The organism is Mycobacterium sp. shizuoka-1 (assembly GCF_002723835.1).
In the GTDB taxonomy this organism is placed as follows: domain Bacteria; phylum Actinomycetota; class Actinomycetes; order Mycobacteriales; family Mycobacteriaceae; genus Mycobacterium.
Genome location: NZ_BEWG01000082.1, coordinates 82,630 through 94,961, shown reverse-complemented (window position 1 = coordinate 94,961; position 12,332 = coordinate 82,630). Strand labels below are relative to the sequence as shown.

Below are 12,332 nucleotides of genomic sequence, written 5' to 3'. Positions count from 1 at the left end.
TTCTCTGTGAGCCTGAGCCTGGGAATCGTCGGTCTGCCCAACGTGGGGAAATCGACTCTGTTCAACGCGCTGACCCGCAACAACGTGCTGGCAGCCAACTATCCGTTCGCCACGATCGAACCGAACGAGGGTGTCGTTCCGCTGCCCGATCCACGGCTGGCCAAGCTCGCCGAGATCTTCGGTTCCGAGCGGATCCTGCCTGCGCCGGTCACATTCGTCGACATCGCCGGCATCGTGAAGGGGGCCTCCGAGGGGGCGGGCCTGGGCAACAAGTTCCTGGCGAACATCCGCGAGTGCGACGCGATCTGTCAGGTGGTCCGGGTGTTCGCCGACGACGACGTGGTCCACGTCGACGGCAAGGTCGATCCGAAGTCTGACATCGAGGTCATCGACACCGAGCTGATCCTGGCCGATCTGCAGACGCTGGAGAAGGCGGTGCCGCGGCTGGAGAAGGAAGCCCGCAACAACAAGGACCGCAAGCCGGTGTACGAGGCGGCGGTCGCGGCGCAAGAGGTGCTCAACGGCGGCACGACGCTGTTCGCCGCGGGCAAGAAGGTGGACTCCGAGCTGCTGCGCGAGCTGAACCTGTTGACCACCAAGCCGTTTCTGTATGTGTTCAACTGCGACGAGACGATCCTCACCGATGCGGGGCGGATCGCGGAGTTGCGGGCGATGGTCTCGCCGGCCGATGCGGTGTTCCTCGACGCCAAGATCGAAGAGGAGCTCCAAGAGCTCGACGACGAGTCGGCGGCCGAGCTGCTGGAGTCGATCGGACAGAGCGAGCGCGGACTGGATGCGCTGGCGCGGGCGGGTTTTCACACCTTGAAGCTGCAGACGTACCTGACGGCCGGGCCGAAAGAGGCGCGGGCGTGGGTGATTCATCAGGGCGATACCGCGCCCAAGGCGGCCGGCGTGATCCACACCGACTTCGAGAAGGGCTTCATCAAGGCCGAGGTGGTGTCCTTCGACGACCTGGTCGAGGCCGGGACGATGGCCGCGGCCAAGGCCGCAGGCAAGGTGCGGATGGAAGGCAAGGACTACGTCATGGCTGATGGTGACGTGGTCGAGTTCCGGTTCAACGTGTAAGGCAACCGTATGGCTCAGGCCGACCTGTTGACCATCTACCGCGACTACCTCCGGTGCTTGAACGCCCGGCGATGGGACGAACTCTCACGATTCGTCTCAGATGAGGTCGTCCACAACGGAGTACGTCTGCGACTCAGCGGCTACCGGGCGATGCTGGAAAGCGACACCGACGCGACACCGGACCTTCAGTTCGTGCCAGAGATCCTGATCGCCGACGATCGAGTGGTGTCGTGCAGGCTTTTCTTCCGGTGCACTCCACAGCGGGCGTTCCTGGGCTTCGAACCGACGGGTGGGCAGGTGTCGTTCGCGGAGCACGCCTTCTACAGATTCGAAGATGGGCGGATAGCCGAAGTGTGGTCGGTGATCGACAAGGAAGCCGTTCGCGAGCAAATTTCTGATCAGCGGTAGCGCCGACGGCCAGGTGCCGAGTGTGGGGGATATGCACGCAATCGGCCCAGATTTCGTGCACAGGGCCCACAGTCGCGCGGCGGATCTGTCGGGGTGAGCCTCTAGCATCGCGGCGACCGCAGCCCTATGCCAGCCATCCGAGGAGACCGCTGATGAAGTTCGTGTCGACCCGCATCATCACCGCAGACGTGCACCGTCTGGTGGCCTTCTACGAGCTGGTCACGGGCACCGCCGCGGTGTGGGGTAACGAACTGTTCGCCGAGATCCCGACACCGGTGGGCACGCTGGCCATCGGTAGCGACAAGACGGTCGCGTTGTTCGGACCGGGATCCGCCGAGCCCGCCGCGAACCGAAGCGCCATCGTCGAGTTCATCGTCGACGATGTGGATGCCGACTACGCGCGGCTGTGTGAGCACCTCGGCGAGGTTGTCACCGCGCCGACGACGATGCCGTGGGGCAACCGCGCGCTGCTGTTCCGCGACCCGGACGGCAACCTGGTCAACTTGTTCACCCCGGTGACCGACGAGGCGCGGGCCAAATTCGGGTTGTGACCGCGATGAGTTCGGCCGAACCTGCGAGTCTGAACACCCATGGGAACCTTGAGCTACACCGCGACGATCTCGCTGGACGGCTACGCCGCCGACGCCGACGGCGACTTCCAGTGGTCGGCGCCGGACGGCGCGGTGTTCGACGAGCATGTCGAACGCATGGCGCAGATCTCCACCGAAGTGCTGGGGCGTAAGACCTTCGCGTTGATGCAGTACTGGGAGACCGACCCGGTCGACGAGGTGTGGTCCGCGGCGGAGCGGGAGTTCGCGCGGCGCTGGCGAGCGATCGAAAAGGTGGTCGTGTCGTCGACGTTGACCCAGGACGACGTCAAAGCCGGCCGGGACCGTCTGGTGGCCGACCTGAGCGTGGCCGAGCTGCAGCGGATCGTCGACGAGGCCCCGGGCGTCGTCGAGATCTTCGGGCCGACGGTCGCCGCTGAGGCGATCCGGGCCGGGATGGTCGCCGAATTCCAGTTCTTCGTGGTGCCCAGGGTGGTCGGCGGCGGCCTGCGGGCGTTGCCAGACGATGCGCACCTCGATCTGGTGCTCGCCGGGCACCGGGTCTTCGACAACGGGACGGTGCAGCTGCGCTACCTGCCGCGTCAGGCGTAGCCGACCCAGCCCCGAAACGCGAAGGCCGAGAAGAACTCGGTGACGTCGGTGAAGCCGGCGTCGCGAAGGATCGCGACGTCCTGCTCGGGCGACAGGATCGGAACATTCATCTCGATGGCGGCGCGGGCCTTGTCTGCATCGGCCGGGTCGATACCCGCTTCGACGAGGTTCGTCAGATGCCGGGTCAGCCACCGCTGCCGCTCGGCCTCGTCGTCTTGCGGAAAGCTCAGGTGCACAACGACGAACGGTGCGCCCGGGACGAGCCGCCGGTGCACCTGGGCCGCGGTGCGGCGGCGTTCGTCGGAGGGCAGGAAATGCAGGGTCAGCAGACTGGTCGCCGCGGCGAACGGACCCGGCGGCGCGTCGTCGATGTATCCGTGGTGCATGCGCACCCGGGACCCGTCGGCGCCGAGGTGGTGCGCGGCGAGATCCAGCATGGGCTGCGACGGGTCCACGGCGTCGAAGTGCCAGCCCGGCCGGGCCTGGGCGAAGGACTTGGTCTCCAGCCCGCCGCCGGCTCCGAGCACCAGAATCCGGGCGTCGTCGGGCGCGCGCTCGCCGATGAGCACCGTGGCCATCCGATGGAGGTCCCGGTACGCCGGCACCATCTGTGCGGCCCGTTCGGCGTAGAACGCGATGTGGTCGGCGTCGTCAAAGGGATTGCGGACAGTGGTCATCCCGCGATCGTGCCGACGGCGGCGAGCAGCTGGCAAGGCTGTTTGCCGAATAGGCAACGACTAGAGGATGTGCCGCCGGCGCGCCTCGGCGATCGAATCGCCGCGCTTGCCCACGCCGAGCTTGATGTAGATGCTCTTGAGGTACCACTTGATCGTGTTGATCGTCACGCCGAGGTTGCGGGCGATCTGCTTGTTGGACAGCCCCCGCTCCAGGAGTCGCAGGATGTCGACCTCCCGGGCGTTGAGCGGCTCCTCGGGCAACGGCGATCGCTCGGCGACACGGGTGATCACCGGGATCGCCGCGTTGCGGGCATCGGCGTGCGCGGTCGCCAGCACCCGCGACAGATAGTGGGCCGACACATCGGGAAATCCGTTGGGCCCGCGGCTGATCCGATTGGCCTCGCGAAGCTGAGCGACGATCTTGAGGATCTCCGGGCCGGTGTCGACGACAGTGCGGACCAGGCCCGCCCGCGCCCCCGCGACCAGCGCCGGCACCAGGATCTCGGTCGCGGCCGCGGGATCCCCGCCGAGATAGCGCACTTTGGCCAGCTTGATGGTGGTGGCCGTCTCTGCGTACCGCCAGCCGACCGCCCGGCATTCGTCTCTCATCGCCTCGAGTAGACGGAACGCGCCGTCGAAATCGTTGTCGGCGCGCATGATACGAGCGCGCATCCCGCTCTGATAGTGGCGCACCGCAAAGGCGATCCCGTCGTCTCGCGTGGTGACGTCCTCGGTGCTGCGGGCGAGCGCATCCTTGGCCAGGCCGATGTCGCCGACGGCGAGGTGAAGGCGCACGCAGTCGCTGAGCAACGCCGCCGACAGGCGCGGCATCGACAGAGCCCGGGCGGTGTGAATCCCTTCCTCGAGCAGCGCCATCGCATCGTCGATGTCGCCACGCAGGACCTTGATCCGGGCAAGGGTGCTGTAGGTCGCGATCATGAAATCCGCGACGCCGGATTCGGCCCCCAGTTCATGGCATTGCTCTAAAAGGGTTTCCGCCGAGTCGATGTCACCGTGCTCGTAGTGCACGCGGCCCAGCAGCGCGCCGGCCAGCCGGGCGGCGTGGGAGTGCTGCCCGGCCAAGCGCTCGGCCACTGCCAGGGCTTCGGAGTAGCGACTCTCGGCGCTGGCGAGGTCGAGCCGGGCGAACGCGGCCAGCCCCGCGAAGCAGCGGCCGTACACACCGGCGAACGGACCGACGGCGGTTTCGTGAAAGGGGTTGGCCCAGCGCTGGCGCGCCTCGGCCGAGTCGTAGGCGAAGCTGTGGATGTCGACGAAGGTGCTGATGTTGGCCGACACCGCGACCAGGAAGGGCCGGTAGCGGACATTGGCCGCCAGGTACGGCGCGACGAGATCGGCGGCCCGGTCGATCCGGTCGCCGTAGACGTCGATGCACGCCTGCACCACATTCGCTTCGGCCAGCACACTCGCGGTCGCGCTGGCCGGTGCCAGCCCCAGTCCCAGTGCGGCGCGGGCGAGGTCGAGCGACACCTGCGCCTGCTCGCCCCGTTGCAGTAGACAATTGGCCCAGGCGATCGCCAGATGCAGGTGCGGCCGGTCGCTGAGCAGCTCCTTGGGCAGCTTGCTCACCAGGGCGAGCAGGGTGGCCATCCGGCTGTGCTCGACCAGCGACATCGCGTGGCGCTCCACCAGGTCGACCGCCTGGGTGCCGTCCCCGGCGGCCAGTGCGTGCGTGACGGCCTCGCTGTACAGCCCGTTCTCGGCGAACCAGGCCGCGGCGGTCCGGTGCAAGCCGACGATCTTCTCGCCGTGGTCGCGCTCGAGCCGCTGGCGTAGGTAACCGGCGAAGAGGTGGTGATAGCGAAACCACTCCCGGTTGTCGTCGAGTGGCCGCAGGAACAGCTCGCGCCGTTCGAGGTCTTCGAGGATGGACTGCCCGCGCGGGCGGCCACTGACGGCGGCGGCGAGCCCGCCGCAGAGGCGTTCGCAGATCGAGGTCGTCAGCAGGAAATCGAGGAGATCGGGCGGCAGCGCGTCGAGCACGTTCTCGGCCAGGTAGTCGCCGATCGAATGGTGGCGCCCGGAGAAGCCGCGAATCAGGGCCGACGGGTCCGCGCTGTTGCGCAGCGACAGGGTGGCCAACTGGAGTGCCGCCACCCATCCCTCGGTGCTGGACCACAGCGAACGCACGTCTTCGCCGTCGAGGTTCAGCGCATTGAGCTCGAGCAGAAATGCCGCCGATTCCTTGTGGTCGAACCGAAGCTGGGTGGCATCGATCTCGTGCACCTGCCGGCCGACGCGGAGCCGGCCGATCGCCGGCGCGCGGGTCCGGCTCGTCACGATCAGGTGCAGATTGTCCGGGCCGAAGTCGAGAAGAAACTCCAATACCGCTGTGGCGCCGTCACCTTCGACGAGGTGCCAGTCATCCAGGACGATCGCCAGCGGTCGGCGGTAGTCGGCACAGTGATTGACCAACTCGGCCAGCACGTAGCGCTGGGCCTCGACGGACTCCTGCTCGAGCAGCCCGCCCAGATCCGCGCCGACGCCGGGTTCCACCCGGCGTACCGCCTCGACGAGATGACCGAGAAACGACGCGGTGTCGCGGTCGTCGTGGCCGAGCGTGATCCAGGCGACCGGCACCCCTTCGGCGCTCAACACCCGCTGCCATTGCGCGGCCAGCGTGGTCTTGCCGAAGCCGGCCGGGCCATGAATCACCGCCAGACGTTTGGTACGTCCGGCCCGCAGCGCGTCGATGAGCCGGTCGCGGGCGATCAGTCCGCCGTCCAAGGCCGGGGCCCGCAGCCTCGTCGTGACCACCGGCGCGGGCTGCCTCCTCGGCTGCATCCGGTGGGCCTCCCCTTCAGGCTCTTCGATCCGGCCGCCGTCGCGCGTGCCGGTCGTCTTGATCATGTCAGAAAACTCCGCTCAGCGAAGCCTCACCTAATAGTCGCGACGCTTTGCTCGCTGTGCTGGCGCGTTGGGTAGTAGGCGTAGGCAAAACGGGTGGTGGAACAGTCAAACAACAGCGCCGCAGCTAACTTGACCTCATCGATTTCGGTCGTGACCGCCCGGCGGCCGTCACCCATCCCGAGGACGTCATGACGGACTTGATCGACGAGGCACTTGCGGGTCATGGCCTGGTGGCGGCGTTTCAGCAGGTGGTGGAATTACCCAGCGAAGTGGTCGTCGGCTATGAGGCGCTGGCCCGGTGGCCCGGGCTGAACAATCCGGCGCCCACCGACATCTTCGACCGCGCGGCGAAGGCGGGCCGGCTGGCTTTTCTCGACGAGCAGTGCATCCGCGCGGCGGCCAGGGGCGCGATGCAGCGTGATTTCACCCGGGGGACCCTGTTGCTGGTCAACTCCGAACCGACCACGCCGGCGATCGACCCGAGCGCCGACGCCGATGTGCTGCGCGCCGCCGCCGCATTTCGTCTCACGTTCGAGATCACCGAACGCGGGCTGCTGACCGATCCGCGTGCACTGCTGCGCAAGGTGGCCGCCTTACGGTCCCTGGGTTTCGCCATCGCCTTGGACGACATCGGCTCCCACCCCGATTCGCTGGCACTGCTCGATGTCGTCGCGCCCGACATCATCAAGCTCGACATGGGCCTGGTCCAACGTCAACCGGATCGGATGCAGGCCCGCACCGTGGCTGCGGTCATCGCCCACCACGAGCGGACCGGGGCCGTCATCTGTGCCGAGGGTATCGAGACGGCCGAGCATCTGGATCAGGCCCTGGCCTACGGTGCGACGCTCGGCCAGGGCAACTGGTTCGGTTCCCCGGGAGAGTCGACCAGCCGCTCAAGGCCTTTCGCGTGGCCGGCCAGAAGCACTCCCCGCGCACCCGCCGACACCACGCCGACGCTGGCGGCAGCCATTGCCGGATTACCCACCCGCACCGTACGCAAGCCCACCCTGACCGCGTTGTGCGAGCACATCGGCGGGATTGCCGCCAGCGCGCAGGACGCGCCGATCGTCCTGTCGACGGTGGCGGTCGATGAGTCCTTGGATCCGCAGACCTGGCAGAGGTATTCGGCGATCGCCGAAAGATCGCCCCTGGTGGCCGTGTTCGCTCAGCACCCGCCGGACGATCTCGGCCCCCGAGTCAGAGGCGTGCGGATCGATCGCAGCGACCCGTTGCTTCGAGACTCGACGATCCTGGTGCTCGGGCCGGAGACCGCCTGCGCGCTGGTGGCACGTGAAAGGACTTGTCGAGCAGGGCAATCTCCCGATGCCGAGAAGCGGCGGTTCGACATGGTGATCACCTACAACCATGAGCGGGTCACCGCGGCGGCGCGGCCGCTGCTGGACCGGTTGGTCTGAGAACGAGACGTCCGGCGGCCCGAAAGCCGATGCGCGCTACCATGTCGCGAATGCGCGGAACACGGGTGTCCAGGGTGCTTCTCGGCTCGATCGTCGTGGCACTGATCGCGTCGGGATGCGGGGGAGCGGGCTCCGATCACCCTTCCGCGAGCAGCGCACCGGCCACTTCGACAACGCCGCCGGCCAAGCAGGCGGTCACCTTCGGGACCGCGGTCGACGTCGCCGCCGCGGACGGGTCGACGGCGACCTACACCGTCGACAACCTGCGGCCGGTGCCGGCCGACGCGCAGATCGTGCCGGCCAAGGGGACGATGTTCGCCGTCGACGTGACCATCGTCGCCAAGACCGGGACGACGACGTACAACGGCTTCTGGTTCGTCGCTCGCGCCGCCGACGGCTCGAACATCGCTCCCGCCGTCGGCGCGGTCGCGCCCGGTATCACCTCGGGACAGCTTGCGCAGGGCCAGCAGGTCGCGGCCCACGTCGCCTACGATGTGCCACCGGGGCAGACCATCACCGCCGTCATGCTGCGGGATCCGCACGGCAAGCTGCTGGCGGTGTGGGCCACCGGGTAGTCCACACGCGCCAATCAGTCTGCGACGACCCGGATTTCATCGCCGAGCGAGTAGCCGGCGACCAGCGGCAGGGCGTCCCCGCTCCAGAATCGCCCGGGATCGAACCAGTTCTCGTTCTTCTCGGTGGTCAACAGGCCCATCTCCTCGTAGGTGATGGCAACCGTCTCGGCGCAGTAGGCCGTCTGCAGTCCGACCTCCCGCTCGGCGGCCTTACGCCGTTCGGCGGATTCACGGACTTTCTTGTGTACGAACGGTATTCCACGGGTCCAGTCGCTGACGGTCGGGATCCGGCCGCGGAGCCAGCGACCCGTCAGCCGGGCGGTGGACGGAAACGGGGTGCCGTCCATCCGGGCGATCACCGTCAGCAGCCGGTCCTCGGCGTCGCGGCTGACGTGCGGGGTGAGCTGGCGCAGCCAGCACCGCTGGCCGTACTGGTGCAGCCATTGCTCGGCGGCTTCGCGGGCGTCGTTGAGTTGCACCCCGCGATGATGAGTGCCTGTCCACAGGTCGATGAGTTTGTGCCCGAGTTCGGCATGCCACATCAACGGCGGCAGGTCGTCGATCGCGACCGTCATGCCGACGTGGTTGACCGGCGCATTGGTCAGGGTCTGGATCGCCCGGTCCGGGCCCGAGCCGCCGCGGAACAGCCAGACGTCACCGGTGCGGGTCTCGTTCAGCGCCTGTGTCAACGACACGGTGTGCTCACTCACCAGCGCAGCATAGTGTGGTCTGCCATGCGCAGTATCTGGAAGTGGATCGGGCTCGCCGGTGCCGCGGGCGTGGTCGCCGGCGGCGTACTGGTCGCGCGGGATCAGCGTCGCCGTGAGGCGTACACGCCCGACGAGATCCGCGCCCGGCTGCACCAGCGGCACGCCGAGGCCGACGCCGCTGCCAAGGATCAGCCGACCGCATAGAGCCGGTGGGTGCCGCCGAACCCCTTGAGTTCGGCGTCGCGGCCGTCGTCGAAGTCGTGGCGATCGCCCACCGCGGTGCGGACGGTTTCGCTGACCAGGATCTCGCCGCCGTCGGCCTGACCGGCCACCCGGGCGGCCATCGCCACGTTGCGGCCGAACAGATCGTCGCCGCGGCGAACGGACTTGCCCATGTGGATCCCGATGCGCACCCGAATGCTGTTGTGCCGCGGCTTTTTCGCATCGCGTTGTAGAGCGCGCTGGATCGCCACGGCACAGCTCACCGCGGCGACGGGATCGGCGAAGGCCACCATGAAGCCGTCCCCCTGACTCTTCACGACGTGGCCGTCGTGCGCTGTGACCAGCCGTCGAACCAGCCGGTCGTGGCTGCCGATGAGCTTGACCCACGCCCGGTCGCCGATGCGTTCGTTGAGTGCGGTGGATTCCTCGATGTCGGAGAACATCACCACCACCTTGCCGTCGGGGATCAGCCGGGCCAGGTCCGGGCGTTCGACGTCGGCCCAGTCGGCGAGCTCCTCGATCGAGGACCGCACCGCGCCGCCGAGGCCCTGGGTGCGCACCAGGTTGGCCGTCTGCCAGACCTGCTTGACCGCCTCCCGCCCGCCGGTCCACAGCAGGTTGCGGGTGTCCAGCCGGGCCCGTAGCTCCTCGGTGTCGCGGCGACTGGCGTGCAGCCGCGCGCGCAGCACCACCAGCGCCACCGCCTCGGCCACGGCCAGTACCGCCAGTACCGAGACCCCGATTGTCCAACCCACTGCCGCGCTGCCCTCCCGTCGGGAATCCTGAACTGATGATGCCTCCCTACTACGAGAGCAGATTCATCCGCGCCAATCACCCGGATCGGGCGCAGGCGATCTGGCTGCGCTGGACGTTGCTGTTGCCCGCACCCGGCGAGCCGGTGGCCGACGTGTGGGTGATGCTCTTCGATCCCGACGGCTCGGGTAACCGGGCCCTCAAGGTGCCGCATCCGCTGAGCGCGGCCGACTACCGGTCCGATCCCTGGTCGGCGACCATCGCCGACACCGCGCTCGACGATGCGCACGCACGGGGCACGATGGACGGCGCGAGCTGGGATCTGGCCATCGCGCCCGGCGGGCAACCGCCGGTCAAGCTGCTCACCGACCGTGCCTACACCGCCAGGTTCCCGACCGCCAAGACCCAGGTCCGCCACCCGCTCGCGCATTTCGACGGCACCCTGAGCCATGGCGACACCCGGGTGGCGGTCCAGTCGTGGCCGGGCAGCGTCAACCACAACTGGGGCACCAAGCACACCCCGGCCTACGCCTTCGGCCAGGTGTGCGGGTTCGACGGCCGGCCCGACACCAGTCTGGAGGTGGTCACCGCCCGGGCCGCGGTTGGACCGCTGCGGCTGCCCGCGGCCACCCTGTTCGTGCTGCGGCACGCCGGGCGGGAGGTCGCGGTGCGCTCGGTGCTCGCGGCCCGGCACACGCGCGGGTCCTATGCGCCGTTTCACTGGACCTTCGGCGGGCGCGCCGACGGCGTCGAGATGCGTGGTGAGATGCATGCCGAACCCGGCGACGTGATCGGGCTGACCTACACCGACACCAACGGCGCAACCAAGTACTGCTACAACTCTGCGCTGGCGACCTGCCGAATCACTCTGTCCGGCAACGGTATCGACACCGAGCTCACCGCGACCCGGCGAGCGATGTTGGAGATCCTCACCGACGACCGGCACGCCACCGTGCCGGTACTGGTGTGATTGCGGCCGGGGCAGGTAGCCGGTGGCGGTGCACAACGAGTAGCCCACCACTCTAGGGCGAGTGCCGCACCGGCGCGATCCTCGGTGGCATGGTCGCAACCCAGGAATCCGCCGACATCCGCGCGCTGCCCCTGGCGCCCAAGAACCCGATGTCCTTGCGCGCCAAGATGCGCGCCCTGCGCAACTACCACACCGGCTTCGAGCAATTACGCGACGCCGGCGGCCCGGTCACCCGGGTGGAATTCGGGCCTCGCTGGCTGACCCCACCACTGGTGGTGGTGACCTCACCGCGTGGCGGACGCGACATGATCGGGCGCACCGATGCGTTCGTCGACAAGGCCAGCGTGCACCTCGAGGTCCGAAAGCTGATGGGCGGCAACCTGTTCAGCCTCCCGCACAAGGAATGGCTGCCACGCCGGCGCAGCCTGCAGCACGTGTTCACCAAGAAGCACGTCCTGGAGTTCGGCGGCCACATGGCGCAGGCCGCCCAGACGATCTGCGACAGCTGGTCCGACGGCGCCCAGATCGACCTGGACAGCCAGTGCCGGTTGCTCACGCTGCGGGCGCTGGGTCGCTCGATACTGGGGCTCGACCTCGACGCCCGCAGCGAGCAGATCGGCCAGCCTCTGCAGGTCGCGCTGAGCTATGTCGCCGACCGGGCCATGCGGCCGGTGCGCGCGCCGAGTTGGCTGCCCACCCCGGCGCGGCGGCGAGCTCGGCGCGCCAGCAAGACCCTGCACGAGCTGGCGCGCGACATCCTGGCCGAGTGCCGCCGTGACCCCGATCGCGACGCCCCGCTGGTGCGGGCACTGATGAACGCGGTCGACCCGGAGAGCGGACGGTCGTTGTCGGATGCCGAGATCTGCGACGAGCTGCTGGTGTTCATGCTGGCCGGGCATGACACCACCGCTACGACACTGACCTATGCGCTGTGGCAGCTGGGCCGGCATCGACATCTCCAGGACCGGCTGCGCGCCGAGGTCCACGCGCTGGGGCCGACGGGGCCGACACCGCAGGATGTGGCCCGGCTGACCTACACCGCCCAGGTACTGCATGAAGCGTTGCGGCTGTGCCCGCCCGGTGCGGTGCTGTCCCGAACGGCCATGCGCGACATCGACGTCGACGGCTACCGGGTCGAGGCCGGATCCATTCTCGGCTTCGGGATCTGGGCGGTGCAGCGCGACCCGGCGTTGTGGCCCGAGCCGCTGACGTTCGACCCCGACCGTTTCAGCCCGCAGCGCGCCAAGGAGATCGAGCGCTACCAGTACCTGCCGTTCGGTGCGGGCCCGCGGTCCTGCATCGGTGACCACTTCGCCATGCTGGAAGCCACGCTGGCCCTGGCCACCATCATCGGGCGGTGCGAGATCGACTCCCTGGACGACGACTTCCCGGTGGCCGTTCCGTTCACCGTGGTGGCCGCCGAACCGGTGCGGGCCGTCGTCGTCAAACGTTGAGTGATTCCGCCGATGCGAGGCGCTCACCTGC

General features: G+C 68.3%; 13 protein-coding genes. 9 read left to right on the top strand and 4 right to left on the bottom strand.

The window, feature by feature from the left end; genetic code table 11:
- The first annotated feature begins 6 nt into the window (after positions 1–6).
- From ychF to MSZK_RS22710, 4 genes are all read left to right on the top strand, one after another.
- Entirely contained in the window at positions 7–1,086 is a 1,080-nt protein-coding gene (ychF, locus tag MSZK_RS22725; protein ID WP_099250798.1) for a redox-regulated ATPase YchF, read from the top strand.
- A 9-nt stretch (positions 1,087–1,095) separates the two neighbouring features.
- Complete coding sequence (locus MSZK_RS22720) at positions 1,096–1,494, top strand: ester cyclase (protein WP_099250797.1); 399 nt, start codon at positions 1,096–1,098, stop codon at positions 1,492–1,494.
- A 152-nt stretch (positions 1,495–1,646) separates the two neighbouring features.
- On the top strand, positions 1,647–2,045 hold the full coding sequence (locus MSZK_RS22715) for a VOC family protein (protein WP_099250796.1): 399 nt from the start codon (positions 1,647–1,649) through the stop codon (positions 2,043–2,045).
- A gap of 39 nt (positions 2,046–2,084) precedes the next feature.
- Positions 2,085–2,654, top strand: a complete 570-nt coding sequence (locus tag MSZK_RS22710) for a dihydrofolate reductase family protein (RefSeq protein WP_099250795.1) — start codon at positions 2,085–2,087, stop codon at positions 2,652–2,654.
- On the opposite strand, the gene MSZK_RS22705 is transcribed toward MSZK_RS22710, so the two are convergent.
- Complete coding sequence (locus MSZK_RS22705; protein WP_099250794.1) at positions 2,645–3,331, bottom strand: class I SAM-dependent methyltransferase; 687 nt, start codon at positions 3,329–3,331, stop codon at positions 2,645–2,647. The genes MSZK_RS22710 and MSZK_RS22705 overlap by 10 nt on opposite strands.
- Positions 3,332–3,391: 60 nt before the next feature.
- The gene (locus MSZK_RS22700) at positions 3,392–6,202 is read right to left on the bottom strand and encodes a LuxR C-terminal-related transcriptional regulator (protein ID WP_233211458.1); all 2,811 of its coding nucleotides are present in this window, start codon (positions 6,200–6,202) and stop codon (positions 3,392–3,394) included.
- A 188-nt stretch (positions 6,203–6,390) separates the two neighbouring features.
- Here MSZK_RS22700 and MSZK_RS22695 point away from each other — a divergent pair, with 188 nt between their 5' ends.
- Together MSZK_RS22695 and MSZK_RS22690 are read left to right on the top strand one after the other, a co-directional pair.
- Positions 6,391–7,617 carry an EAL domain-containing protein gene (locus tag MSZK_RS22695; protein WP_099250793.1) on the top strand — a complete coding sequence of 409 codons (1,227 nt, stop codon included), beginning with the start codon at positions 6,391–6,393 and terminating at the stop codon, positions 7,615–7,617.
- 50 nt (positions 7,618–7,667) lie between these two features.
- Complete coding sequence (locus tag MSZK_RS22690) at positions 7,668–8,192, top strand: DUF1942 domain-containing protein (RefSeq protein ID WP_158230635.1); 525 nt, start codon at positions 7,668–7,670, stop codon at positions 8,190–8,192.
- Between the two features lie 14 nt (positions 8,193–8,206).
- Here MSZK_RS22690 and MSZK_RS22685 read toward each other — a convergent pair whose 3' ends face one another.
- Positions 8,207–8,902: a guanylate cyclase gene (locus MSZK_RS22685; RefSeq protein ID WP_233211457.1), complete on the bottom strand. Its 696-nt coding sequence runs from the start codon at positions 8,900–8,902 to the stop codon at positions 8,207–8,209.
- Positions 8,903–8,926: 24 nt separating this feature from the next.
- Between MSZK_RS22685 and MSZK_RS22680 the strand changes: the two genes are divergently transcribed.
- Positions 8,927–9,106: a hypothetical protein gene (locus MSZK_RS22680; RefSeq protein WP_099250840.1), complete on the top strand. Its 180-nt coding sequence runs from the start codon at positions 8,927–8,929 to the stop codon at positions 9,104–9,106.
- Here the strand turns inward: MSZK_RS22680 and MSZK_RS22675 are convergent.
- Positions 9,091–9,879: an adenylate/guanylate cyclase domain-containing protein gene (locus tag MSZK_RS22675; RefSeq protein ID WP_099250791.1), complete on the bottom strand. Its 789-nt coding sequence runs from the start codon at positions 9,877–9,879 to the stop codon at positions 9,091–9,093. The genes MSZK_RS22680 and MSZK_RS22675 overlap by 16 nt on opposite strands.
- A 35-nt stretch (positions 9,880–9,914) precedes the next feature.
- Here MSZK_RS22675 and MSZK_RS22670 point away from each other — a divergent pair, with 35 nt between their 5' ends.
- Positions 9,915–10,847 (top strand): hypothetical protein, encoded by a 933-nt coding sequence (locus MSZK_RS22670; protein ID WP_099250790.1) that lies wholly within the window; start codon positions 9,915–9,917, stop codon positions 10,845–10,847.
- An 89-nt stretch (positions 10,848–10,936) separates the two neighbouring features.
- The gene (locus MSZK_RS22665; protein WP_099250789.1) at positions 10,937–12,301 is read left to right on the top strand and encodes a cytochrome P450; all 1,365 of its coding nucleotides are present in this window, start codon (positions 10,937–10,939) and stop codon (positions 12,299–12,301) included.
- Positions 12,302–12,332 lie beyond the last annotated feature (31 nt).

Coding starts and splice junctions, on each gene's coding strand:
- MSZK_RS22690 (WP_158230635.1), top strand. CDS start 7,668: ATGCGCGGAACACGGGTGTCCAGGGTGCTTCTCGGCTCGATCGTCGTG.
- MSZK_RS22720 (WP_099250797.1), top strand. CDS start 1,096: ATGGCTCAGGCCGACCTGTTGACCATCTACCGCGACTACCTCCGGTGC.
- MSZK_RS22680 (WP_099250840.1), top strand. CDS start 8,927: ATGCGCAGTATCTGGAAGTGGATCGGGCTCGCCGGTGCCGCGGGCGTG.
- MSZK_RS22670 (WP_099250790.1), top strand. CDS start 9,915: ATGATGCCTCCCTACTACGAGAGCAGATTCATCCGCGCCAATCACCCG.
- MSZK_RS22665 (WP_099250789.1), top strand. CDS start 10,937: ATGGTCGCAACCCAGGAATCCGCCGACATCCGCGCGCTGCCCCTGGCG.
- MSZK_RS22695 (WP_099250793.1), top strand. CDS start 6,391: ATGACGGACTTGATCGACGAGGCACTTGCGGGTCATGGCCTGGTGGCG.
- MSZK_RS22700 (WP_233211458.1), bottom strand. CDS start 6,202: ATGATCAAGACGACCGGCACGCGCGACGGCGGCCGGATCGAAGAGCCT.
- MSZK_RS22710 (WP_099250795.1), top strand. CDS start 2,085: ATGGGAACCTTGAGCTACACCGCGACGATCTCGCTGGACGGCTACGCC.
- MSZK_RS22705 (WP_099250794.1), bottom strand. CDS start 3,331: ATGACCACTGTCCGCAATCCCTTTGACGACGCCGACCACATCGCGTTC.
- MSZK_RS22715 (WP_099250796.1), top strand. CDS start 1,647: ATGAAGTTCGTGTCGACCCGCATCATCACCGCAGACGTGCACCGTCTG.